We start from the raw sequence: 22,156 nt of genomic DNA, 5'->3' as shown, positions 1-22,156 counted from the left end.
TCCTGGGGCCCATCCGGCGATCACGGGCAACGGAAGCCTCTGGGCCCGCCAGGCTTCGTGGATGGCTGCCCTTGAGCAGCTGATCCGGTCCTGCCTGGGCGTAGAGGGTCGCGCGGGCGGCAGCGGTGTCCGCGGGGGGCCGGGCCGCCCGTACGCGGACGACCTCGCCGAGTCGCCGTATCCTCAGGTCACCCAGCACGTGGTTCCCGGAGGCGGTGCGTGAGCGGCGCGCGGCACATGGTGCCGGTCGACGTGCACCTGCTCGCGGTCCGGGACGGCGAGCGCGGCCCCGAGGTTCTGCTGTCACGCCGTGCGGGCGGTGTCTATGCGTCTGGCCTTTGGCATCTTCCCTCTGGTCACGTAGACGGAGCTTTCGAGGACATCGTCACTGCGCTGCTTAGGGAGGCTGTTGAGGAAACGGGCATCGTCGTGGATCCGGCAGACGTGCGTTGCGCAGTCACCGTTCACCACCGTTCCCCTGTGGGTGGGGCTCGGATCGGAGTCTTCTTCGAGGTGCGGCGCTGGCGCGGCACGCCTCAGGTCATGGAACCCGAGGTGTGCGACGCGATGGGCTGGTTCGCGTTCGACGAGCTGCCGGAGCCGATGGTCGCGTACTGCCGGGCCGGGCTGGACGCCTACCGGGCCGGCGCGCACATGAGCGTGCATTTCCAGGAACCCGGCGACCCGATCGCCTACGACCCGGTCCTCGACCGGACGCTGCTGGTCCCCGGCCCCGGTAGCCACGACACTGGCCCTGAGGGTGCGGTGTGTGCCTTCGTCGAGCGGGCGGTGGGCCGGATCGCCGGCTGGACGGACGTTTCCTGGGTTCGCAAGGAAAGCCGCGTCTGGCGGGCACATGGCGCCCAAGGCGGCGAGTGGTACGTCAAGATCCACCAGAACCATCGCTTCCATCAGCGTGAAGTAGCGGCCCTGCGCGGCTGGGTGCCCGCTCTCGGTGCTGCCGCGCCCCGCCTGGTCGCCACCGATGCCGCGCTGCGGGCCGTGGTGCTCACCGCGGTGGGCGGCCGGCCCCTGCACGGCGCCGTCCACCCGCCCGCCAGCGAGCGACGCATCTTCCACCGCATCGGGCAGCTCGCGGCCGCCATCCACACCAGCGCCCCGCCGCGGCCGGGCGACATGAGGCTGCCTCTGGGGAAGCTGGAACGCCACCTGAACGGAGCCCGGTCCCATCTCGCCCCGGGCGATGAGGAGTTCATCCGGGCCACGGCCCGGAAAGCCGCCGCGCTACCCGCCCCGGACCAAGTCGTTCCGACACACGGTGACTTCCAGCTGCGCAACCTGCGCTGGGACCCGACCACCGACCCCCTGTACGTGATCGACTTCGAACGGTCGGAAGAAGGCCCCGCGGTACGGGACTTCGTCCGGCTCTCCGACGCCTGGCTCGGGCGCCCCGTTCTCCAGGAAGCCGTGACGGACGGCTACGGCCGCCCCTTCACACCACAAGAGGAGGCACGGCTCACGGTCCTGTCCGTCCTGGACGCCGTCTCCGGTATCTCCTACGGCACTTCGCACAACGATCCCGAGCTGGTGGAACGCGGCCGGCGGACCCTGGCCCGGCTCCGCGCCGCCGGCACACCTGACCACCTCCGCAGATGAGGAGCAGCACGTTGACGTACATCGCCCGCGAACAGTGGGAAGAGCACTACAGCGACGGCAGAGGATTCCGGCAGGTTGGGGAGCGCGAGCGAGCGCTGCTCGCCGAGCACACTCCGGCTCCCGACGAGGGCGGCCGGGCGCTCGAGGTGGGATGCGGCACGGGCGAACTGACCGTCTGCCTTGCTTCGCAGGGCTACCGGGTGGACGCCGTCGACTTCGCCGGCAGCGCGCTCGCTCGGGCCCGCGAGGAGCACGCCGGCGTTGAGGGTGTGCGGTGGCTGCGGCTGGACATCGAGCGCGACGACCCGGCCCCGCTGAACGAGGAACCGTACGACCTGGTCGTGATGCGGCTGGTGTACCCGTTCGTGAGAGACCGTGCTCGCGTCGTTCACGGGCTGGGTGAGCGGTTGCGGGAGGGTGGCGCTCTGGTCGTCATCACGCCGGTGGCAGCGAGCACGCCTGAGGAACGGCGCGGGATCGCTCTGGACGAGGACGAGATCGCCGTGCTCGGCGCCGGGTGGGAGACGGTGGAGCGGCGGGACGCGGACGGTCTGGCCTTCCTGGTCCTGCGCGGTCCCTGCCACACCGGCACCCGGGCCGTGGAGAAGGGGCCGACCACCGGCCACGCACTGACCGGCGCCCTCGCCGTCGTGACCGACGACGCCGGGCGGGTCCTGCTCGGCCGGTCCCGGCGCGGCATGCTGGAGCTGCCCGGCGGGAAATCCAGCGGCCCGGAGGACTTCGCCGTCGCCGCGGTGCGCGAACTCGCCGAGGAGACGGGCCTGAACGCCGACCCGGCGGACGCGTACGTGGTGACGATGCTGGTAGACGACATTCACGGCGTTCCCCGGCTCACGGCAGTCGTGCGGATCACCGCATGGTCGGGGACGCTGTCCAACCCCGAGCCCGACAAGTTCGCCCGCTGGGAGTTCGTCGACCTATACGCTCTGGCCTGCGCCGGCGCCGTGTTCGTCCCGGCCGCCCAGGCATTGGATGCCGTGTGGCCCGGAGTCATCCCGGGCCTGCCGCCCGTGGTCTCCTACCCCCTCGCCGTCGCGCAGCCGCCCGTGCCGGGTGAGCCCGCCGAGGCGGTCCGGCTGCGTCAGGTGATGGCGCAGAAGGTGATCGACGGCGGCTGGGCCCCGTCCGAGCCCGTTCGGGCCGCGCTGCGGAGCGTGCCCCGCCACCGCTTCGCCCCGGAAGCCGAGCTGGCGGCCGCGTACGGCAGCGACCGGGTCATCGTCACCCGGCGCGACGAAACCGGAGCAACGACCAGCTCGGTGTCCGCAGCGTGGCTCCAGGCCGACATGATCGAAAGCCTCTGCCTGACGTCGGGCGCGATCGTGTTCGAGGCGGGCTCGGGCGGCTACAACGCCGAGCTGATCGCTCACGTCGCCGGTCCCGAGGGGCGGGTGGTGACCGTGGACATCGACCCGTGGGTCGTGCGCCGTACCCGCCGGTTCCTCGCGGAGGCCGGCAGCGGACGCGTCACCGCCGTCGAGGCCGACGCGGCCCTCGGCGCCCCCGCGCACCTCGTGCCGCGCGGCGGCTTCGACGCCGGCATGATCACCTATAACTGCTGGGACATCTCCCCCGCCTGGCGCGAGCAACTGGCCGAAGGCGGACGCCTGGTCCTGCCGCTCGAGATCGGAGGCTACACCCGGGCGATCACGTTCGAGCGGCGCGGCGAGGTGCTGCACGCCCGCCGCTTCACCCACTGCGGCTTCGTCCGCGACCAAGGGGAGCACGCCCGCGCCGTCCCAGCCGTCCCCGTTCTCGACGGCGGGCTGACGCTCCGCTTCGACGACGGCGCCGCCGCCGACACCAAGGGGTTGGAGGAGGCACTGCGCGGCCGACGGCATGAGGTCGCCACGGGCATCACCATGGGGGCCGGTGTCTACTTCGGCTCCCTGCAGCTGTACGCGGCCACCACCCTGCCGGGCTTCTGCCGCCTGCACGCCCACCAGGACGGCGGTGTCACCGCCATCGCGAAGGACCATGACGCGCCCGCGATCGTCGGTGAGACCTCGCTCGCCTACCTGACCTACTTCCAGACCCGACACGGCGAGCGTCCGGAGGACAAGGAGTGGGAGTGGGTCGCGCACGCCTTCGGCGAGCAGGGCCCCGAGCTCGCGGAACAGCTTACGGCCACGGTACGGGCCTGGGACCGCCACATCCGCGCCGACGACAACGACCGGCACGCCGATCCCGTCCTGACCGTCCACCCGGCCGGCACGCCCGACCATCTGCTGCCCGCCGGGGACCTCCTGGACAAGGAGCGTTCCCGGCTGGTGTTCCGGTGGCCGGGCCGGAACGGACACCTCCCGGCCCCTGCGCGGCCTACCGACACGGTCGCCACGGCCATGGGAGAAGCATGATCGTCTGGCTGAATGGCGCGTTCGGCGCGGTAAGACGGCCCTCGCCGCCGGGCTGTGCCGCGCGCTGCCCGCCGCGGTGGCAGCGAAGCCGTGCGCGCCTACCGCCGCCCGGCGCGCCCACGACTACCAGCAGGCCGCTGCCGACTGGATGCACGCCGCCGGCCACGTCGTAGACACCGGCGCCCTCACCCCCGAGCAGGCCCTCGAAGCGGCCCTCGCGCACCTGCATCTCACGGCCGCCGGGCGGCCCCGACCACCGGAGGTACCACAGGCATGACCGTCACCATCCAGGCCCTCTCGGGCATCGTCCACGGCAGTCGGCGCCCCTCCACCATCTGTCCGGGCCGAGCACGCGGAGTTCGGTCGTGAGCACGACGGCCGGCCATGTGGCCGGTTCCCCGTCCACGGCTGTGTTCGTGCCGCCGCACGCCCGCGACGACCAAGTCCGGATGCGTCACGCCCACGCGGCCGCGGCCCGCATGTTCAAGGTGACACCGACCGGCCCGGACGTGTGGGGCTGGCAGGGCCGCACTCTGGGCCGCCGGGCCGGCCAGTGGTGGCTCCGCCTGGTCTGCGCGCCCGAGGACAAACTCAACCGCCGCCTGTGGGAGGGAACAACCACGGCCCACCACGCACTGCCTCCGGCCGTCCCACGGCCGCGGCTCCACGACGTACTCGAATGGTCCGCACACGGGCACGCCTACCGCGCGGAGCTGTCCGAGTACGTGCCGCTGCCCGCCCTCCAGAGCGGCGGACCGGTCCTCACCACGGACCCCGATCTGCCGTCCGTGTGGTGGGCCGACCTCCGCCTGGCTCTGGAGGCGACATCGAGCGTCCTGACCGACCGGCAGGCCGTACGGCAGCAGTGGGTCGACAAGAACCTCACCCGGTTTCTGGGCATCCCCGCCTTCCAGATCGAGTCCTGGACCACCGGGCACGGTGACCTGCACTGGGCGAACCTCACCGGGGCGCCGCTGGTCATCCTTGACTGGGAGGGATGGGGCCTGATTCCCGTCGGGTTCGACGTCGGGCTCCTGCACGCCTACAGCCTCACCCGGCCGGTCACAGCCGCCCGGGTCCGCCAGGAGTTCGCCCACGTCCTGGACACGCCCGCCGGCCGGGCCGGGGAGCTCGTCGCGCTCGCCCAGCTCCTCCAAGTCGCCGCCCGCGGCGGCCACCCGGACCTCGCTCCCCACCTCGCCCGCCACGCCGAGCACCTCACCGGCACCCCCGTTCCCCTACCGTGACCACCCCCATGGAGATCGCCATGCTGCCCAGTCTGCTTGCCGTCTTCGCACACCCGGACGACGAGTCTCTGCTCGCCGGCGGTGTCCTCGCCCAGCATCACGCGGCCGGGGCCCGCACAGCGGTCGTCACCGCCACCTGGGCCTCCGAAAGCCGCCGGGCACCCGAACTTGCCGCAGCCCTCGCCGTATTGGGCGCCGGCAGCCCACGCCTGCTCGGCTACAACGACGCCCGCAACCCGGAGGCGGCGCCCGGCCGGCCCCGGCTTGTCGACGCTCCCCTCGACGAAGTCGTCGGCCGCCTCGTCGCCCACATCCGCGACTTCCGCCCCGACATCGTCGTCGGCCACGATGCTCTCGGCCAGTTGACCGGCCACCCTGACCACGTACGCACGCACCAGATCACCCTGCTCGCCGTCGAAGCGGCAGGCCTCGCCCACCTGCACCCCGACGCGGGCCCGCCCTGGCAGCCGGCCGCCTTCTACGCCGCCACCCACCCCGAGTCCGGCGTCGGCCTGCTCCGCCCACTGCTCGAAGGCGTGGGCAAGAGCATCCTCGCGGTGCCGGACTCGTACGTGACCACCAGCGTCGACGTCACGCCCTGGGCCGACACCAAATGGGCGGCCATCCTCGCCCACCGCGGGGAGGTCGCGCGTGAGCGGCCCCTGCCGGGCGTCCTCGCCCGCCTCCCTGAAGCGGACCGCACCCGGATCATCCAGACCGAGCACTTCACCCGCCTCACCCCCGGCCCCACGAAGGGCGACCCGGGCCAGCTGACCACCTGATGCCCCGCCTCCTCGCACCAGCCTCACCGCCCAACCAACAGGCCCCGGCGATCGGAGCAAGATGATGACGACTTCCGCACCCGACGAACGTCCCCGCGTGGCGATGACTGACAAGGCGTACGGGGCGCTGCGTGCCTCGGCCGCTGTGTGGGTCGGTGCGTCCGTGCTGATCACCAACCAGCGCGGGCAGGTTCTGCTCCAGCGTGTCAGCTACCGGTCCACCCGCCTGCTGCCCGGTGGCGCCGTCGAGGGCGAGCCCCCCGCACAGGGGGCTGTCCGCGAGCTGGAGGAAGAGCTCGGCGTCAGGGCGAGCGTCACCCGCGCGCTGGCCGTCGACTGGGTCTCCCCCGCCGGCCGCACCATGCCCCCCATCATGAATTTCCCCGGCGAGCTGCTGCATGTCTTCGACGGCGGAGTGTGGGACGAGGATCGGATCGCGTCGATCCGGTGCGCGCCGGGCGAGATCGAGGCCGTCGAGTTCGCCGAACCCGCCGACCTGCCCACTCTGATGGCACCGGATGACGCCCGGCGTGCCCTTTCCGCTCTGCGGGCCCGGACCAACGGCACCGGCGCCGTCCTGCTGGAGGACGGCCGGCCTCTCGTGCCCACCCTTCTCGACCGCGTGAACGCCTTCACCCGGCATCGCGCCGCCCACCACTGGCCCTGGCAGAAGGGACCCGCCCCCGCCGGGATGCCCGTTCGGCAGTGCTGGGGCTGGCTCTTCGCACCCGACGGCCGCGTATTGACGCTTCTGGACCCTGCGAACGGTGCCGCCTGCCTGCCCGGCGGCACCCCCGAGCCTCAGGATCAAGGAGACCCGGCGGCCACCCTCACCCGCGAGGCCGCCGAAGAAGCCGCCGTCCGGATCAGCGTTCCTGTCCTCCTCGGCTACCTGGCGGACGAGCATCACAGCAGCGGCCCGTGTGTCCGCGTCCGCATGGCCGCCAGGCTGACCGACGTCGGGCCTTCCCGGCCGGACCCGGCCACCGGCCAGACCTACGTCCGGGCGCTGGCCACCCCGGAGCAGGTCATCGAGTTGTTCGACTGGGGGCTCCCGGCGGCCGACCAGCTCGCCGCCGTCCACCAGGCCCGGGCGCGGCTCGGGATCCCCCGTGCCGGGCGGCAGCCCCTCACCGAACTGCCGGACGCCACCGACCTCACCACCTTGTAGCCCGCCCGGCCCCTCACAAAGCGAGGACTCGCATGAGCAACACATCACCCACCCTGGGCACGCCCCCCGTGGCCGCTCAACCCCTGCCGGCCACAGGAGCCGCATCTGATGCTCCACCACCGGTCCGAACGGGACACTGCCAGTGCGGCCGGATCTCGTACCAGGTCACCGGCGTCCCAGATGATCCGCATTTGTGTTCGTGTGTCCATGAGACGCGGATCTCCGGCGGCCCCGCGGTGCTGTGGGTGGGCTTCCCCCTGGACTCCTTGATCTGGACCGGCCCCGGGGGTGAGCCGAAGTGGTACGCGACCTATCCGACCCTCCGACGAGGCTTCTGCCCGAACTGCGGAACACACCTCGTGTCCGTGGCCGATGGATCCACCATGGTCATGGTGACCGGGTTCAGCCTCACCGACCAGAGCGGCATCGAGCCCCTCGGCCACTCCCACCGCGAGAACGCCCCACCCTGGATGCACATCACCCTCGCGCCAGGTCCGATCATCCTGATGTCCGACCCGCGCGTGGCGGCCATCCCCGTCGCCGACTGCGGCGAGCCGCTCATCGACGTCCGGGGAACCCTGCTGGTCGACGACCGCAAAGCCGACACGACCGGCTCGTACGCCCATCTGCGCCGCGGCGTCCTCGACCGGCTCGTCCACGCCCAGTCGCTCCTGCCCGACGGCCTTCGCCTGCTGTTCATCGAGGGCTACCGCCCGCCCGACCTGCAGCGGCGCTACTTCGAGGAATACGCGGCCGAGCTCCGCGCGGCCAACCCGGCCTGGTCCGACGACCAGGTCCACGAGGCCGCCAGCCGGTACGTTTCCCCGCCGGAGATCGCCCCGCACAGCGCCGGTGCCGCCGTCGACCTCACCCTCGTGGACGCCGACGGCACCGAGCTCGACATGGGCACGCGCGTGAACGCCAGCCCCGAAGAGAGCGACGGCGCCTGCTACACGGACGCCGACTCGATCAGCCACCAGGCCCGCACGAACCGATCCCTGCTGGCCTCCGCCCTGTCCGCCGCCGGGTTGATCAACTACCGCACGGAGTGGTGGCATTGGAGCTACGGCGACCGGTACTGGGCCCTGATGGCCAACCAGCCGGCGGCCCTGTACGGACCCCGCTCCCTTCGCTGACCGGGGTTGCGACCGGGCCTGGCCGATCGCGACGGCGGCCTTGCGAGGCGTGCCTAAGAGCTGTCAGACGGTCACCGCCCCGCTGGTGCGGGGCGGTGACCGGCCGGTGGCCGGGCTCGGCTGCGCCGGATGAACGTGATGCCGGCCGCAGTCGTCCAGGCGCACATGGGTATGGCTTGCAGGAGGAAGGACCCGAGCGAGGTCGGTGACCAGGGGCCGGCGTGAACGAACCGGCCCTCTCCCTCCTCGCGAACGGTCACGGAGAGTCGGCCTCACGGTTTGTCACGGGGCAGCGCGTTTCGCCTCAATAGGGGCATGGTAGTGGGCGTCTGTCAGGCCAGCTTCGGGCTGTTCCCGCTCAGGAACTCGCGGGCGCCGCGGAGCCGGGTGCGCAGCTTCTGCTGGGTGGTGCGGCTGTCGAGTCGTACGTCTAGGCCGCCGGGCAGTCCCGTATCGCAGCGGCGTGCGGAGGGCAGCCGGGCGGGGTCGAGCCCGTCGCGGCGGGCGATGAGCTCACCCAGCTCGTAGCGGCTGAGCGCGTCCGGTCCAGCGAGGTGGAACACGCCGACGGCGTCGGACCGGGTGATCTCCCACAGAGCGGCAGCCAAGTCTGTCACGTGGACGGGGCAACGGATGTCGTCCGTGAACAAGGCGCCCTGCCGAGTGCCGTCGGCCAGCGCGTGCACCAGCCGCTCGTGTTCGGACCGGCCGTTGCCGATGATCAGGGAAGTACGGGCGACGGCCGCCGTGTCGGGGCACAGGAGGCGTACGGCGGTCTCGGCGGCTGCCTTCGCGGCCCCGTAGGGGGTGAGGGGGTCCGGAAGGCACGACTCGTCGTAGCGGTCTCCGCCCGTGCCGGAAAAGACGGCGTCGCTGGAGACGTGCACCAGGCGGATGCCACGGCCGGCCGCAGCTTGGGCGAGGCGGATCCCGCCTTCGGCGGTGACTGCCCAGTCCGCTCCGCCGCTCGTCGCGTTGATCACCACGGCCGGAGCCACCGTGTCGAGGGCTTCCTCCAGGCGGGCGGGGTCGCGAAGGTCGAGGTGATGCCAGGTCGCCCCGTCGTGGTCGCCGGGGCGGGAATGGAACGTGGCGGCCGGGTGCAGGCCCGCGGACACGGCTTGGCGTACCAGCTCGGCGCCCAGGAAGCCATTGCCGCCGATGATTAGCACAGTCATGCCGACTCACGCTACGGGCGAGCGCCACCGCCCTGAGCTACTTCGGCAGAACCCAGTCAAGGGGGCATGAGCGATGGCCAGAACCACGACTACCGCTCCGGCCGTCGGCCGGCCTGGCCAGCCGGTCAGTGCTCGCTCCTCAGACGAGAACGCCGCTGCGTTCGGCGAAGCCACGCAGTTCGGTTGACGTGGGGCCGGACACGAGCAGGCTGGAGATCACAGCCTTTGCAGCCGGGCGGGCGTGGGTCCCCTGTGGAGCGCATCTCTCGGCGGCCAGCAGCGTGCGGACGCAGTCGCTGCGGCGGCCGAGGCGATCGTAGGTGACGGCGATGTCCCCGAGAGCGCGGGAGCGGCGTTCGACGCTGGGCAGCGCCTTCAGCGAGATCGCACGAGCGGCATCGAGCGGGGCCCGGGGATCGCCTGCGTGGGTCTCGGCGCTGATCTTGTGCAGTTGCACGGTGAGGGGGCTGAAGCCATCGCCGTGGTCGCGCAGCAGGGTGGCTTCGCCGAGTTCCTTGGCGATGGCGGCGGCTTCGTCGGTCAGCTCGCGCATCCCGTCGCGGTCTCCTCGGCGCGCGAGGGTGTACGCGGCGCTCTGGACCAGGAGCCCGTGGACCGCGGTGCCGGCCGGTTCGCCGACATCGTGCTGGCGCACGGGGGCCGGCTCGAGGTCGTCGTGCCGGCCGTCGAATACCGCACGGGCCTGCCCGGCTGGCACCACCCTGTCTACGGCCGGCTGATCGGCCAAGCGGCACACGTCCACCACACCGGCCTGACCGAGTCGACGTCCGAGGCCCCCCAGGACGGATCCGAGATCCTCGTCAGCTGGTCGACGAGCTGATCGCTGTATGGGACGGACAGCCGGCGCGAGGGTATGGAGGCACAGCGGACGTGGTGGCATACGCGGAGCGGACTGGCATCCCGGTACGGGTGCCGTGGCCCAAGGGCGCCAGCCGATGCCCCGCCGGCAAACGCTCGGGCGACACGAATCACCTGCCGAACCATTGGCTCCATCCTCGGGTCGGTACGCCTCCCTCACGGCCTGGGCCGTCTCCTGCACGCGACCGCGCACAGAAACGGCTGTCAGGTAGCCGAATCAGGCTCCGTTACAGCGCTGTCCGGGCCGTCGAGCCGACGAGCCAGATCACGCAGGACGGGGCCGTAGTCGGGACGGGCGAGGGCGTGGGCGAACTGCGCCACGAGGTAGTCGGCCGGGTTCCCGGTGTCGTACCAGGTCCCTTGGATGACCTGCCCGTACACGGCGTGGTCGGCGGCATAGGCGTTGATCGCGTCGGTCAGGTAGATCTCGCCGACCGGCCGACCGCTCTCGCGGGCCTCGTACCAGCGGCGGGTCTGCTCGCGCAGCTCGTCCACGATCCCGGTGGTGATGACGTAGCCGCCGATGGCCGCGAACTCGGACGGGGCATCGGCCGGCTCGGGCTTTTCCAGCAGACCGGTAATACGCAGCTGGCCCTGGCCGAGGTCCTCCTTGACGATGGGCACGCCGTAGCGCTGGGAGTCGGCCGGGTCCATCGGCAGCAGGGCCAGGACCGGGCAGCCAGTTCGTTCGTAGGCGCGGATCAGCTGCTGGGCACGCGGCACGTCGGCGACGAAGACATCGTCCGGCCACAGGACGAGGACGGGCTCGTCACCGAAGGCGCGGGCCGCGTTGAGGACGGGGGTGCCGTTACCGTACGGGCCGTGCTGGTCGAGGTAGGTGATATGGCCCCGACGGGCCAGCTCGGCGACCTCTTCCACCGCGTCCGCGTACTCGGTCTTGCCGTCGGCCCGCAGCTGGGCGACGAGCGCCGGGCTGGGCCGGAAGTGTTCCTGGATCAGCGACTTGCCGCCGGAGACGACGATGGTGATGTCGGTGATACCGGAGTCCACCAGCTCCCGCACCGTGTGCTCGATGACCGGCTTGTCGCCGACCGGGAGCATCTCCTTGGGGATGGCTTTGGTCAAGGGCAGCAGACGGGATCCGAGTCCTGCGGCGGGGATCACGGCCCTGCGGATCGTCGGGGACATCGCGTCTCTCTCGGTCGACCGGCTCGTCGCGTCGGCCGACACGACGACGGCCGACGCTACCAACGCCGGTCCTTGGCGGGGACGCTTTCCTGGCCGAAGCCCCCGCCGGGGGCATGGTGGGCGGCCACGCTCACCCTGTGACGTCGTCGAGCCGCCGGGGACCGGCAGGGGCCGGGTCCCGGCCAGGGACACCGGCCTCTCTCCCGAGCCGGGCAGGACGGTGAACACGATGCGGCGCGAAGCCGCTGATGTACCGGGGCTCCGGCGCGAGGCCGGCCAGCTGCCGGCGGTGTAGGTGAGCGCGTCGGTCGGCCCGGTGGTCACAACGAGGTGATGTCTGTGTTGTCGAATACCTGCGGGTCACGCGGATGGACAGCGATCGCCGCTCTCCCCGCCAGGCGTAGCAGGCCGGTGTGGGTCTCGCCATCGCCGTCGCGATCTGCGGCACCCCGGTCGCTCCGGCGCGCCGTGCCTTGGACCACGATCACGACCCAGCCAGCCGGCTGGTGCGCGGCTGGCTGTGCACCCACTGCAACATGCTGGAGGGCACCGGCAGTTCCCCGTGCTCAGCGACACTGCAAGTAAGCAGAAACAACCCAGGTCAAGTTCCGCCTGGGGTACCGTGAGATCGCCGACTCGTGCCTGCGCCGGCTGCGCGCCCTGCTTCCCGACCGCAAGGTCATCGGCCGTCAGGTCCTGCTCCTGGGCCACAGCAAGGGCTCGTGTTCCTCGCCGCCCCTGGCCCCGAGGCCGTGAAGGACGGCTCCCAGGTCAGCGGCGCGGCGATCGCCGCCGCGCGGGCGTCGGGCCGCAGCCAGGCGCTCGGCGCACCCCGCCAGTTGGTGCCAGCCTGCCCGCGCTGCCGGCCAGCCATCGAGCTGGGACTCGTCGACTGATCAGCGCCCCGTCGCGGCCTGCGCCCTATGGGAGACGGTCCTGCGGCTAAGCCGCAGGACCGTTCGATTACATCTGACTCAGTACTTCCAGGATCCTGTGGACCAGATCTTCACCAACGAGAAAAAAGATAAATTTAGATACGAAAGATACAATTAGAGAAACAAGTGACTTCTTAAGCCAGCGTAGGCACTTTTTGAACCGAAATGACAATTTCGTAGCACTTCGCTCCCGAGCGCTCAGATGAGAGACTGGATCACCGTGTTGGTCAGTCTCAGCTAACGACGCCAAGTTCTCTGCGTCACTCGGGCTCTTTTTTCTGTTCTCATCCTGCATAGCTCCGGGGGGCACGGGACGGTCAATACGAACCGACCCTGAAGAGCAAAACGCCCCAGGTATGACTGGGTTGAGAGGTTTCCTAGCCTCATTCTGCGGCTGACCGCAGTCAGCGTCAAGAATGTCCTCGCGGCTGGCACCGTCACCGTTTCCACCACGGCGGTGACCGCGACGAGCGTGATCGTGCTGGCGATCCAGACGCCGGGCGGGACCGTCGGCGCGCCGTACGTCAACGCCCACCCCGCGGGGCCCAACGTCTGCGGAGGCCGTCGCCGCGTCCGCAGGGGGTAGCTCGCCAGCCACGCGGCGCCGGGAGTACGGGCGGGCGCTCCGCGTCGCCCCCGCGTCAGCGGGGGTTGCTCACCGAGCCAGGCCGGCGGCCGCGGTCTAGATGCGCGAGTTGCGCAGCGACTGCCACACGGCTCCGGCCAGCGCCCGCGTCGATCGAAGGACCGACAGATGTTCGTGTTCGCGGTACAGCGCCCAGTTGTAGGGGATGAGCGAGAGTCTGTTGGACGACAGCGACCCTGCCCGGTTGGCTCGGTATACCGCGAGCGGCTCGGTCAGTCCGCGGGCTTCGAAGCCGTCGCGCAGGATGCTCAACCACAGTGCGTAGTCCTGCCGCTTCGCCATTTCCGGCATGAGCCGTGTGCCGAGCACCGTGCGGTCGTACATCGCGGTCAGGGCACCGATGTAGTCCCGCAGCAGCATCGCGGAATAGTCCACATGTGGCCGGGCCTGCACCACCCGCCCGTTGGGTACGAAGTCGGCGGCCTGACCGGTGTAGTCGGCGTCCATCTTGTAGTAGGAGGTGTATGTCAGCGGCGCATTGCCCGCCTTCGCGAAGGCGATCTGCCGCTCCAGCTTCGCGGGCAGCCACAGGTCATCCGAGTCGAGGAAGGCAACGTAGTCCCCCTTGGCCCGCTCCATGGCGAGGTTGCGGGCCCGGCCCGCCCCGCCCTGCTCGGGCGCAGCCTTCACCAGGACACGTTCGTCCTGGCGGGCGAAGTCCCGCAACAGGTCCATCGAGTCGTCCGAGGACGCGTCGTCGGTGATCAGCAGTTCGAGATCGGTGTGCGTCTGCGCCAGCACCGACCGGACCGAAGGCCCGAGCGTGGCCGCCGAGTTGTGTACCGGCATCACCACAGAAACCAGGGGCACCGCGCTGCTCCTTACCCAGATGGGAGTCGTCACGGACGTTGTCGCCGCCGGCCAAAGTTACATGGGACTGCCGCTCGTCACCTGCGCAACCCAAGGCCGAGGGCGCGGCCGTCGACCCGAGTTCGCGGGGTAGCTCACACCGGCCGCAGGCGCCTCCTTGCCCACCGAAATCAACCTGCAGCATTCACCAGGTCCGTCAATTCGGCCTCTGTCGTCCCGGCCCCAGACGAACGCCGAAGGTGTAGCCCTCATCGCAGAACACCAGGTCGAGGTCCACGGGTGTCAGTCGGCGGAAGACGATCGCCAACCAGACCGTGTCTTCCTGGTCGATGCCGACGCTGACCTGGGTGTCGTCCTGCAGGAGGACAGGGTCGCCGGTGGCGCTCAGGCTCACGCTGCTCTCCAAGCGGGGGAAGTGGGCGGTCAGCTCCTTAGCATGGCAGCCGACTGCCAGTTGGCGGTCGGCGTTCTTCCGACAGACCAACTCGTTGGAGTCGGAGCCTACGTGGTGCACGCGAAGCGCCCCGGCCCCTGCGACGGACCGGCCGGGACGCGTCTCGTACGGTGGCGGGGTGCCTGCCACCGACCCGCCCCCGCCTGCGGCGTGCGTGGTCCTGCCGGACGGTCAGGAACTTCGCGCGGAACAGGCGCGCGGTGCTGGAGGAGATCCGACGGGTGCTCAAGCCCGGCGCGCGTGCGGTCTCACCTCCGGCCGAACACCGACATTATCGGCTGCGAACTCGGTGGCGCCATCAAAAACGTCACCCAACGACGCCGGCTACCAACGCATGGCCGAACCATTCCCCTCACCGAACTCTGACCGGAACCCGCGCCCCCGCCGTCCGGAAGCATGAGGTGACCGGACGGGCGGGGGCTGAGGATCGAGCGGTGCGTCAGGGGGCCATCATCGATATCCCGAACGGCACGGCCTGCGGGGCCGATTCGGTGCCGTCGGCGGCCACGGCGGTGACGACGTAGTAGTAGTACGCCCGCGCCAGACCGGCGTCCTTGTACGTCAGTGCCGTAACCCCCGTGGCGATGCGGCGCTCAGGGGTGAAGACGTCCGAGCCGGACGTGGACCGGTAGACGTTGTACGAGACGGTCGCCCCCTGGTCGCACGCACCGACCTCCCAGTTGAGCTGGACGTAGTCCGCGCCCCTGCCACCCCCGGTGATCCGGGGAGTGGCCGGTGCGGTGAGGACCGGGCAGGATACGGTGACTTCGGCCATCGGCGAGAAGTCGGACCACTGGCTGTGCGTGCTGACGGCGCGCACCACGTAGTGCCAGGTCTTGCCGGCGGGCACGTTCTCGCTCGTGAAGGTCGTCCCTGTGATGAGCGGGGAGACCGAGTAGGCCGTCGCCGGGTCCGTGCCGGTCGTGCGGTAGACGTAGTAGCCGGCCACATCGGCCGACGTGCTCGCGGTCCACTCCACCTTGACGTTGCCGTTGGCCACCGTCGCGGTGACCGAGGCGGGCGCAGCCGGCTTCTCGTAGACCGGCAGGCGCTTGCCGTAGACGGTGCCGTAGCCGGGCTCGGGCATGGGAGAGACGTTGCCGGCCGCGTCGACGGCGCGGACGGTGTAGCCGAACTGCTCGCCGGCCGGGGTACTGGTGTCCAGGTACTTGGCGTCCCGCACCACGGCGATCTGCTCCCACGCGCCGAACGTCGCCGCACGCATGACGAGGTAGTGGTCCGTGTCGTCGGTGTTGGGCGTCCAGACGAGGTGCACGCCGTCCGAGCCGTTCCAGGCGTTGAGGCCGTACGGCATGTGCGGCGGGGTGACGTCGCCGGTGCGGGTGGCCGAGGCCGTCGCTGACGGGTTCGACTCCGTGCCGTGGGTCGTGACCGTCCTGACCTGGTAGTAGCGCACCTCGCGGACGGGCGCCGCGTAGTCGTCGTAGGCGGGGCCGGTGACCGGCGTCTCGGTCAGCCGGGTCCAGGGACCGCCGGCCGACTCGGCGGCGTAGACGTGGAACCGGAGGGAGGCGTCACCGTCGTACCGCCAGCTTACGGTGTTGCGGTCGACCCAGCCGTTGGCGGAGACGGCTGTCGGCGGCAGCGGCTTGGCCTCGGTGGCGTCGAGCTGGACGGGCGGGGAGTACGGGGAGGCGTTGCCCGCGCTGTCCTTGGCCCGCACGCGGTAGTAGTAGGTCGTGCCCACGGCGGCGGCCGGGTCGGTCAGGGCGGAGCTCTGCGTGGGTGTGCCGACCGCGGCGAACGGCCCCTGGGGCGCGGCAGCTCGCTGCACCTCGTAGGAGCTCGCCCCGCTCACCGGGGACCAGGAGAGCCGGGCGCCGGCAGACGGGTCGTACGTGGCCGTGAGCCCGGTGGGCACGACGGGGGCCGTCCTGTCGGCGCTGACGACGCTCGTCACGGCGGACAGCGCGGAGACGTTGTCGGAGCGGTCGACGGCGCGGAGGGCGTACTCGTAGGTGGCGCCGGTGGCCGGGGGCGCTTCGGTGAAGGTGGTGCCCGTGATCAGAGTGGAGTTGCGCAGGCTCCAGCCGCTGGTGCCGGCGACGCGGCGATATACGCGGTAACCGGCCAGGTCCATCTCGTAGTTGCGGGACCAGGTCAGGGTCGTCTTCAGGGTGGACGCCGAGTAGCTCGACTTCACGCCGGCCGGGGCCAAGGGGGCGGTCTTGTCGTACTTGGCGCCGATGACCGGCGTGTAGGAGAAGGAGACGTTGGCGGTGCCGGTGAAGGCGGCGAAGTCCACGCGCAGGGTGTGGGTCCCGCGCGGGATCGTGAGGCGGACGGTCTTGCGCTGGGTCGAGCTGACGTTGCGCCACAGGTCGATCTTGCGAGTGCCGTCGAGGTAGACGCGGGCGCCGTCCTGGACAGCGACGCTCAGGTCGAAGGGGCCGCCGGAGCCGAAGTTGCGGGTGGTGGTCCAGCGGACGCCGAAGTAGTCGCTCGGCAGGGTCACGCCGGAGGGGTCGCCGTTGCCGTAGTTCTCGGCGATGGCGGTATCGCAGACGGTGGCCTTCGGAGTGCCGGAGAGGGCGGTGTTGGCGTAGTACTGGGCCTTCCACACACCGGGCGAGCAGTTCACGGCCGCATGCGCGGTCGCGGGGAAGGCGAGCCCGGCCAGGGCAGTGGCCAGGGAGAGCACGGCCGCGCCACCTGTACGGCGCGCCGTGCCGAGGGATATTCGCATCTACGGATGCTCACACTTCGATGAGGAGATGAGGACAAGGCGTGTATGCCGCCCCAATGGTGCCATTTGAAAGATCACTTGCGATAGGTGGTTTGTGCGGTGAAGCCACGACGGAATACGGCTGCGCAGTTGACAAAACGTAGTCACTACAGGTGGTCCCGTAGCGGGTGCGGTGGCTGAAGCGTTGAGTGGGTATTCCTCCACGAACAGCAGCAGCACCCCGTCCTCGGGCGCGGTGATGACGATGTCCGCTTGGGCGGCGCCCCTGCCCGGGTTGGACCAGGTGCCCGTCGCGGGCAACGCCACCTCGGTCGCGTAGGAGGCGATGGTGCCCAGCCCGGCGGGTGCGTCGACTGCCGTCTGCGCGGCGGCGAGGACGCCGACCGGCTCGCCGTCGAGCTGGGCAAGGTCCGGCTTCGGGCGCATCAGGGCGAGTACGGCCTCGTTGACCGTCATAGGGTGCAAGGCGCCCGTGCGGCCGGCGCCGCGGGCCGGGTCGCCCATCTCCCCCACCGGCCGCCCCAGCTCACGAGCGGCGGCCTTCAGGCCCGTGAGCGTCAGGTTGCGCAGCCTGTCCCCTTCACCTTCGAGATCCCCGAGGGCGAGGAACCGTGCTGAACGTCATGGGCCTGCCCTGCGACGGACACGACTGCTCCGCACGGACCACAGGCCAAGATCACACACGCGAAGCGCCGTCAAAACTCGTGAACATTCATCGCCCGAGAGATCGCTAACCGCCGCTCAAACTGGTCGACAAACGCTGTCACTGAAGGCGAACGAAGCCAACCCCTCCGGTCACCCTGAGCGATGGCCCATGGCTCTCGCCTATGAGCACACCTCTGGCGTGCGCTCGCGGAGTCGCTTATCATCCGAGAACTGATTGAGGGCGTGACCTCGCGGCTGCGTGGACCCATAGCGGTCCGCTGCTTTCCAGGGGTTACACCGTCTCAGCCAACCATCGTGCTTCGGTGGTCGGGCTGAGACGGCATGTCTCGGAACGACCACCCTCACAGAAGGATGTCGGTCGTTGAGTTCCGGACCTTTGACGCGCCTCCTGCTCGTCGCCCTGGCAACTGTCCTGTCTCTGCTAGTCGCAGTCATCGCTGGTGTGCTGTCTTGGGCAGCGGACGGAAGCATGCCACGCGCAGCGCTCTGCGGTGGTGGGGCATTCGTCGTATGGATGACCCTCTCCGTCTCCCTGTACTCAGCCCTGGGCCTGCTCGACAGGGGCGTCGGGCAGGGATGACGTAGCCCAGCCGACTGGGGTTTTCGCCGTGCTCTTCCCGATGGATCTGGTGTCACCGTGTGTGGTCGCCGGGGGCGTATCGGCTCCAGGTTCCTCCGGCTTCGGTGACCAGCCGTGTAGCGGTCTTGTCGTGGTAGCCGAGGGCCCTCGCGATGACGGGGGCCGAAGCCTGAGGACAAGTTGACGGATCGCGGAGATCCTGTCGCGCTGCGGCGGGACGCCGATCTTCCGCAGGTGGACCTGGAGGCTGACCGGGTTCATCGGCTGTCCGGGCTGGCGGCCGGGGAAGAGCCACTGTGCGCTTCTGCTGCTGGCGTAGGGCAGGTGCCGGCAGGACTGGACGTGTGTCCGCATGAGGCGGCGACTGGCTCCGGAAGCGGGGACGGCGGATCTCCCAGCCGGACGGTGACGGTGGCCCCGAGGTCGATGACGTCGTCGAGGGTGAGGCGGACGATGCGGCTGACGGGCTGGGCATAGAGAAGAACGAGCGCGGCGGCCACCTGGGTCCTCAGGGGCAGGGAGTCGTCGTTGAGGGTCCGCCGGAGCAGGGCGAGGCGGCGGTGCTGGTGCAGCGCCGCCTGGTCCTCGGCGATGACCTGGGGTGGAAGGGTGAGGCGGGGCATCCGGCCGGTCCTCATGCACCAGCGCAGGAAGGTCTGGGCGGGGCGCCGGGTGGCGAGCTTCTCAGTGTGCCAGGCGTCGATGTCGGCCTGCCAGCAGTGCTCGATGGTGCGGCCTCGGTTTCGGCGAGCCAGGCGAGGAAGGCGCCGGCCTGGGTGATCTCCTGCTTGGCCTGGTGAGTCTGGGAGCGTCCCAGCGGCCTCTGCGCCGCCGTGGCCCGCAGGCGGCGCTTCTGGTGCCAGGTGGCGAAGCGCCGGAGAAGCCGGTGATGCTCGGGGTCCTCGATGGTGGCGAGCCGTGCGGTCAGCCAGCGCTGATAGAGCGGGATTTGACGGCCGACGCGGGGGAGGACGCCGCTGTCCATGAGCAGGTCGCGCAGGTGGGCGACGGTTGCCGTCGTCGGTAATGGCTCCGGCGAGCTGTGGCCTGATGGAGCCTGCGCCAGGTCGACCAGGCCAGCAACTTGTTCAGGGTGGTGAGTGGGATCAGCAGTGCCCCGAGCAGGTGGCGGATCTCAGGAACGGTCAGGCTGATCGGTTCGCTGCTCCGAGCGGGGCGGTTCGGCTCGGCCCGTCTGGTCGGCTTTGCGTCGGCAGCCAGGACGGTGAGGAAGGCCAGCGCGAGCATGGCCAGGGTGATGTGTCGGTGCCATGCGGTCCAGTGGCGGACCTGGTAGTGGTTCAACCGACCTGGCCCTTCGCCGCCTGGAAGCACTCCTCGATGCACCACCTGGTGCCGACGACCCGGACCAGCTCTGACAGTGGCACTCGCCGTGGGGACCAGCAGAGGTAGAAGACGAGTTCGTCGCTGGTGGGGTTGCGGCGGATCAGTAGGTGGCGGTGACCGTCGGCGCCGATGTCGATCCAGGCCCAGTCGTAGTAGCGGGGTCCCTTCGCTCCGGCTCCGGCACTTTGCCGGTGCCAGGCCGAGGCGGGCAGATGGTCGGCGGCAACGTCCGCTCGGATTGCGGTGCGGTCCTGGTTGATCCGCACCCGGGTGCTGCAAGCGACGGCGAGGACGTAGCCGATCCGGCGGGCTTCCAGCAGCGCCCTCAGGCCCGGATCCTGGTCGTAGGCCTCGTCGCCGGTCGCCCATGAAGTGGTGATCCCGGCGTCCAGCGCAGCCTCGATCATCCGCCCGGCCAGGGCGGGCTTGGTCGCGAACTCCACGTGGTCGGGGACGCCAGCCCGGGCCCGGCGCTCGCCGTCCTGGCACCAGGCTTGCTCTGGCAGATACAAACGGCGGTCTATCAAGGCCCGCCCGTGATGGGAGGCGTAGGCGAGGAACACGCCGACCTGGCTGTTCTCGATCCGTCCGGCGGTTCCGGTGTACTGCCCCTGGACCCCGGCCGAACCGCGGCCCTTCTTCAAAAATCCGGTCTCGTCGACGATCAGCACGCCGTCGTCGGCGCCGAGGTGCTCGACGACGTAGGCACGGACATCATCGCGGACCTCATCGGCACTCCAGTGCGCGGTTCGTAGCAGGCGCTGCATCGGTCCAGGGCGGGCGTGGCCAGCCTGCTCGGCCAGCCGCCAGCAGTTCTTCCGCTCGATGCCGGAGAGCAGTCCGAACAGGTAGGCGCGAGCCGTCGCCCTCGGCTCGACCCGGCGGAACCGGCCGGCGATCCTCGACATGGCCTGGTCGAACATCGCCCGCCAACGGGCTGCATCTACCTCGATCCCGTCCTCCCGTTCCGACCGCGTCGTCATCAAAGCCGAGGAAAAGGCATCGGCAGGCCAGCCATCGGGGATGGGCTGCATGACCAGATCGGGATCGGCGGCAACAACGGACTCCCACTCCTGCCGACTGATCTCAGAGCCCTCCTCGTCCCACCAGTCGTCACGCCCCCGGGCTATTCCGATCCGAACCTGCCGATACTGGCCCGCCGATGCTGGAAGGACGAGTTCTTCACCCTCGGCACCCCGGCGCACGCTGAGCATCCCGTCACGGCCGGCGGGACGTACGCGCCGGCCCTGGGCGGCACCTACGCCCTGGGCCTTCTCTGCACCAACGCGAGCGTTGGAAGTCCGAAGGAGCGCGACCGCGCCGGATCAGTGACGAAATCGGGCAACTTCCCCCTCGATCCGAATCAGGAACTCCGTGGTCGGGGCTCCGCCGCTGTCTGGAACGAGGACAAGGTCTTGGGCGTAGAGCGTCTCGTCTGCGGCCAAGGCCGCATCCTCGTCACCACGGCGCCAGGCATCACGGGACGCGGCGAACAGGGGAGCGAGCCCTTCCCAGGCTGGGCCGGGCTCGAAGCGACAGTCGGACCAGAACATGTCGCCGCTTTCGAGGGCCAAGGTTCCCACCAGCCGCTCACCTGTCTGAGCTGCCAACTCTGCGCCGCCATGTGCCCCTCCCGCGCTGCTGATCGTTCGACTCTATGCGGGGGGCGTGGCCGCAGGTCGCTGGACATCCAGGACGACTGCCGTCCCGGCCACGGATCGGTCCTCGTGCATGGTGATCACCTGGCCGGACTCAAGGTGCTGCCACTGCTGGGGATCAAGGGGCGCGAGTCGCACCGAGGCTCGCCCGCCAGGTTCGAGGCAGGGCCTGCGCTCAACCCAGAGCATGGCCACGTTAAGGGCCGGTTCGCCGGTCGAGGTTCGGTTTCCGATGTCCCACATCGGTCGCAGGACGCCGGCGCCGTAGATGGGCGTCTGTCGTCGGGCCTCGGCGGCCGGGCGGAGGGTGAGGTCGGCCCGGATGATGCCGTTGCGTGTCTCGTAGCAGCGCCAGTGGCACCAGGCGGCGCTCTTCTCCATCCGCATCTGCTCGGCTGCGGTGGCCAGAGCTTCCCAGAAGCTGAGTGGAAGCGGTTGGATGTCTCCGAGTTCCTCCAGCAGCCCGAGAGCCACCTCCCACTCGTCGTGGGTGAGGTACTCCCAGACGTCGGCCACCGTGATGTCGTTCTCGGTGGCGACTTCCTCGGGGACGAGCAGGGAAGCAGCTTCCAGCAGCTTGGGAACATCCATGCCCCTGATTCTGACCCAGGCCGCGTTTCTGGTGTTCGCAGAGTTGCTCACCTGTCTGTGGCCTGGTGTTTCTGATGGGGGATCGCAGGCATTCCGAGGGAGACAGGATCGCTGCGCTGGAAGCGGCGGGCCTGCTCGCGCTTGCTCCGCAAGAAGGTGAGCGTCAGATCGCGACCCTCGATCTCGCCTCGTCAGTCTCTTCGACAGCTCGCTTAAACGTCGCGG

At 70.1% G+C, this 22,156-nt stretch carries 20 protein-coding genes and 2 pseudogenes; 11 read left to right on the top strand and 11 right to left on the bottom strand.

Going from position 1 to position 22,156, the window contains the following annotated elements; genetic code table 11:
• The first annotated feature begins 61 nt into the window (after nt 1–61).
• The 8 genes from HB370_RS40950 (at nt 62) to HB370_RS40915 (ending at nt 8,331) form a co-directional block, all read left to right on the top strand.
• Nucleotides 62–223 carry a hypothetical protein gene (locus HB370_RS40950; protein ID WP_167513324.1) on the top strand — a complete coding sequence of 54 codons (162 nt, stop codon included), beginning with the start codon at nt 62–64 and terminating at the stop codon, nt 221–223.
• 14 nt (nt 224–237) lie between these two features.
• Complete coding sequence (locus HB370_RS40945; protein ID WP_167513414.1) at nt 238–1,617, top strand: phosphotransferase; 1,380 nt, start codon at nt 238–240, stop codon at nt 1,615–1,617.
• An 11-nt stretch (nt 1,618–1,628) separates the two neighbouring features.
• Complete coding sequence (gene fxlM, locus HB370_RS40940) at nt 1,629–3,995, top strand: methyltransferase, FxLD system (protein ID WP_244405960.1); 2,367 nt, start codon at nt 1,629–1,631, stop codon at nt 3,993–3,995.
• 76 nt (nt 3,996–4,071) lie between these two features.
• Nucleotides 4,072–4,272 carry a hypothetical protein gene (locus tag HB370_RS40935; RefSeq protein WP_167512921.1) on the top strand — a complete coding sequence of 67 codons (201 nt, stop codon included), beginning with the start codon at nt 4,072–4,074 and terminating at the stop codon, nt 4,270–4,272.
• Between the two features lie 88 nt (nt 4,273–4,360).
• Nucleotides 4,361–5,242 (top strand): hypothetical protein, encoded by an 882-nt coding sequence (locus tag HB370_RS40930; protein ID WP_244405957.1) that lies wholly within the window; start codon nt 4,361–4,363, stop codon nt 5,240–5,242.
• An 8-nt stretch (nt 5,243–5,250) separates the two neighbouring features.
• Nucleotides 5,251–6,024, top strand: coding sequence for a PIG-L family deacetylase (locus HB370_RS40925; protein ID WP_244405955.1), 774 nt, complete (start codon nt 5,251–5,253; stop codon nt 6,022–6,024).
• Between the two features lie 103 nt (nt 6,025–6,127).
• The gene (locus HB370_RS40920; RefSeq protein ID WP_244406086.1) at nt 6,128–7,195 is read left to right on the top strand and encodes an NUDIX hydrolase; all 1,068 of its coding nucleotides are present in this window, start codon (nt 6,128–6,130) and stop codon (nt 7,193–7,195) included.
• 470 nt (nt 7,196–7,665) lie between these two features.
• Nucleotides 7,666–8,331, top strand: coding sequence for a M15 family metallopeptidase (locus HB370_RS40915; RefSeq protein ID WP_244406085.1), 666 nt, complete (start codon nt 7,666–7,668; stop codon nt 8,329–8,331).
• Between the two features lie 332 nt (nt 8,332–8,663).
• On the opposite strand, the gene HB370_RS40910 is transcribed toward HB370_RS40915, so the two are convergent.
• Nucleotides 8,664–9,509, bottom strand: a complete 846-nt coding sequence (locus HB370_RS40910; protein WP_167513320.1) for a sugar nucleotide-binding protein — start codon at nt 9,507–9,509, stop codon at nt 8,664–8,666.
• A gap of 139 nt (nt 9,510–9,648) precedes the next feature.
• Nucleotides 9,649–10,257, bottom strand: a complete 609-nt coding sequence (locus HB370_RS40905; protein WP_208974490.1) for a hypothetical protein — start codon at nt 10,255–10,257, stop codon at nt 9,649–9,651.
• Here HB370_RS40905 and HB370_RS40900 point away from each other — a divergent pair.
• Nucleotides 10,141–10,466, top strand: a pseudogene (locus HB370_RS40900) (hypothetical protein); the annotation flags it as partial. The gene HB370_RS40905 and the pseudogene HB370_RS40900 overlap by 117 nt on opposite strands.
• Before the next feature lie 126 nt (nt 10,467–10,592).
• On the opposite strand, the gene HB370_RS40895 reads toward HB370_RS40900, so the two are convergent.
• Nucleotides 10,593–11,537: a UTP--glucose-1-phosphate uridylyltransferase gene (locus tag HB370_RS40895; protein WP_167513319.1), complete on the bottom strand. Its 945-nt coding sequence runs from the start codon at nt 11,535–11,537 to the stop codon at nt 10,593–10,595.
• Between the two features lie 722 nt (nt 11,538–12,259).
• Here HB370_RS40895 and HB370_RS40885 point away from each other — a divergent pair.
• Both HB370_RS40885 and HB370_RS42600 read left to right on the top strand, forming a co-directional pair.
• Nucleotides 12,260–12,433 carry a hypothetical protein gene (locus tag HB370_RS40885; protein WP_167513317.1) on the top strand — a complete coding sequence of 58 codons (174 nt, stop codon included), beginning with the start codon at nt 12,260–12,262 and terminating at the stop codon, nt 12,431–12,433.
• A gap of 496 nt (nt 12,434–12,929) precedes the next feature.
• Nucleotides 12,930–13,058, top strand: coding sequence for a hypothetical protein (locus tag HB370_RS42600; RefSeq protein ID WP_280117787.1), 129 nt, complete (start codon nt 12,930–12,932; stop codon nt 13,056–13,058).
• 96 nt (nt 13,059–13,154) lie between these two features.
• Here HB370_RS42600 and HB370_RS40880 read toward each other — a convergent pair whose 3' ends face one another.
• From HB370_RS40880 to HB370_RS40845, 8 genes and pseudogenes are all read right to left on the bottom strand, one after another.
• Complete coding sequence (locus tag HB370_RS40880; protein WP_167513316.1) at nt 13,155–13,928, bottom strand: glycosyltransferase family 2 protein; 774 nt, start codon at nt 13,926–13,928, stop codon at nt 13,155–13,157.
• Nucleotides 13,929–14,124: 196 nt separating this feature from the next.
• Nucleotides 14,125–14,322 carry a hypothetical protein gene (locus HB370_RS40875; protein ID WP_167513315.1) on the bottom strand — a complete coding sequence of 66 codons (198 nt, stop codon included), beginning with the start codon at nt 14,320–14,322 and terminating at the stop codon, nt 14,125–14,127.
• A 499-nt stretch (nt 14,323–14,821) separates the two neighbouring features.
• Nucleotides 14,822–17,089 (bottom strand): PA14 domain-containing protein, encoded by a 2,268-nt coding sequence (locus tag HB370_RS40870; protein ID WP_167513314.1) that lies wholly within the window; start codon nt 17,087–17,089, stop codon nt 14,822–14,824.
• On the bottom strand, nt 17,090–17,545 hold the full coding sequence (locus tag HB370_RS40865; protein ID WP_167513313.1) for a hypothetical protein: 456 nt from the start codon (nt 17,543–17,545) through the stop codon (nt 17,090–17,092). It lies immediately after the preceding gene.
• A 1,047-nt stretch (nt 17,546–18,592) separates the two neighbouring features.
• Nucleotides 18,593–18,958, bottom strand: a complete 366-nt coding sequence (locus HB370_RS40860; protein WP_167513312.1) for a hypothetical protein — start codon at nt 18,956–18,958, stop codon at nt 18,593–18,595.
• Nucleotides 18,959–19,259: 301 nt separating this feature from the next.
• A pseudogene (locus tag HB370_RS40855) lies at nt 19,260–20,590 on the bottom strand (IS701 family transposase).
• 417 nt (nt 20,591–21,007) lie between these two features.
• Nucleotides 21,008–21,265, bottom strand: coding sequence for a hypothetical protein (locus tag HB370_RS40850; RefSeq protein WP_208974489.1), 258 nt, complete (start codon nt 21,263–21,265; stop codon nt 21,008–21,010).
• Nucleotides 21,266–21,337: 72 nt separating this feature from the next.
• The gene (locus tag HB370_RS40845; protein ID WP_167513310.1) at nt 21,338–21,931 is read right to left on the bottom strand and encodes a hypothetical protein; all 594 of its coding nucleotides are present in this window, start codon (nt 21,929–21,931) and stop codon (nt 21,338–21,340) included.
• Nucleotides 21,932–22,156: the final 225 nt, after the last annotated feature.

Source organism: Streptomyces sp. DSM 40868 (genome assembly GCF_011820545.1).
Taxonomy (GTDB): Bacteria; Actinomycetota; Actinomycetes; order Streptomycetales; family Streptomycetaceae; genus Streptomyces; species Streptomyces eurythermus.
The sequence above is the reverse complement of the archived record's forward strand: the minus strand, read 5'-3'. Positions and strand labels throughout refer to the sequence as shown.

Bases quoted from the DNA above. Each gene is read 5' to 3' on its own strand.
- HB370_RS40950 (WP_167513324.1), top strand. From the start codon at position 62: ATGGCTGCCCTTGAGCAGCTGATCCGGTCCTGCCTGGGCGTAGAGGGT.
- HB370_RS40945 (WP_167513414.1), top strand. From the start codon at position 238: ATGGTGCCGGTCGACGTGCACCTGCTCGCGGTCCGGGACGGCGAGCGC.
- HB370_RS40925 (WP_244405955.1), top strand. From the start codon at position 5,251: ATGGAGATCGCCATGCTGCCCAGTCTGCTTGCCGTCTTCGCACACCCG.
- HB370_RS40920 (WP_244406086.1), top strand. From the start codon at position 6,128: ATGACTGACAAGGCGTACGGGGCGCTGCGTGCCTCGGCCGCTGTGTGG.
- HB370_RS40915 (WP_244406085.1), top strand. From the start codon at position 7,666: ATGCACATCACCCTCGCGCCAGGTCCGATCATCCTGATGTCCGACCCG.
- HB370_RS40910 (WP_167513320.1), bottom strand. From the start codon at position 9,509: ATGACTGTGCTAATCATCGGCGGCAATGGCTTCCTGGGCGCCGAGCTG.
- HB370_RS40895 (WP_167513319.1), bottom strand. From the start codon at position 11,537: ATGTCCCCGACGATCCGCAGGGCCGTGATCCCCGCCGCAGGACTCGGA.
- HB370_RS40870 (WP_167513314.1), bottom strand. From the start codon at position 17,089: ATGCGAATATCCCTCGGCACGGCGCGCCGTACAGGTGGCGCGGCCGTG.
- HB370_RS40865 (WP_167513313.1), bottom strand. From the start codon at position 17,545: ATGACGGTCAACGAGGCCGTACTCGCCCTGATGCGCCCGAAGCCGGAC.
- HB370_RS40860 (WP_167513312.1), bottom strand. From the start codon at position 18,958: ATGCCCCGCCTCACCCTTCCACCCCAGGTCATCGCCGAGGACCAGGCG.
- HB370_RS40845 (WP_167513310.1), bottom strand. From the start codon at position 21,931: ATGGATGTTCCCAAGCTGCTGGAAGCTGCTTCCCTGCTCGTCCCCGAG.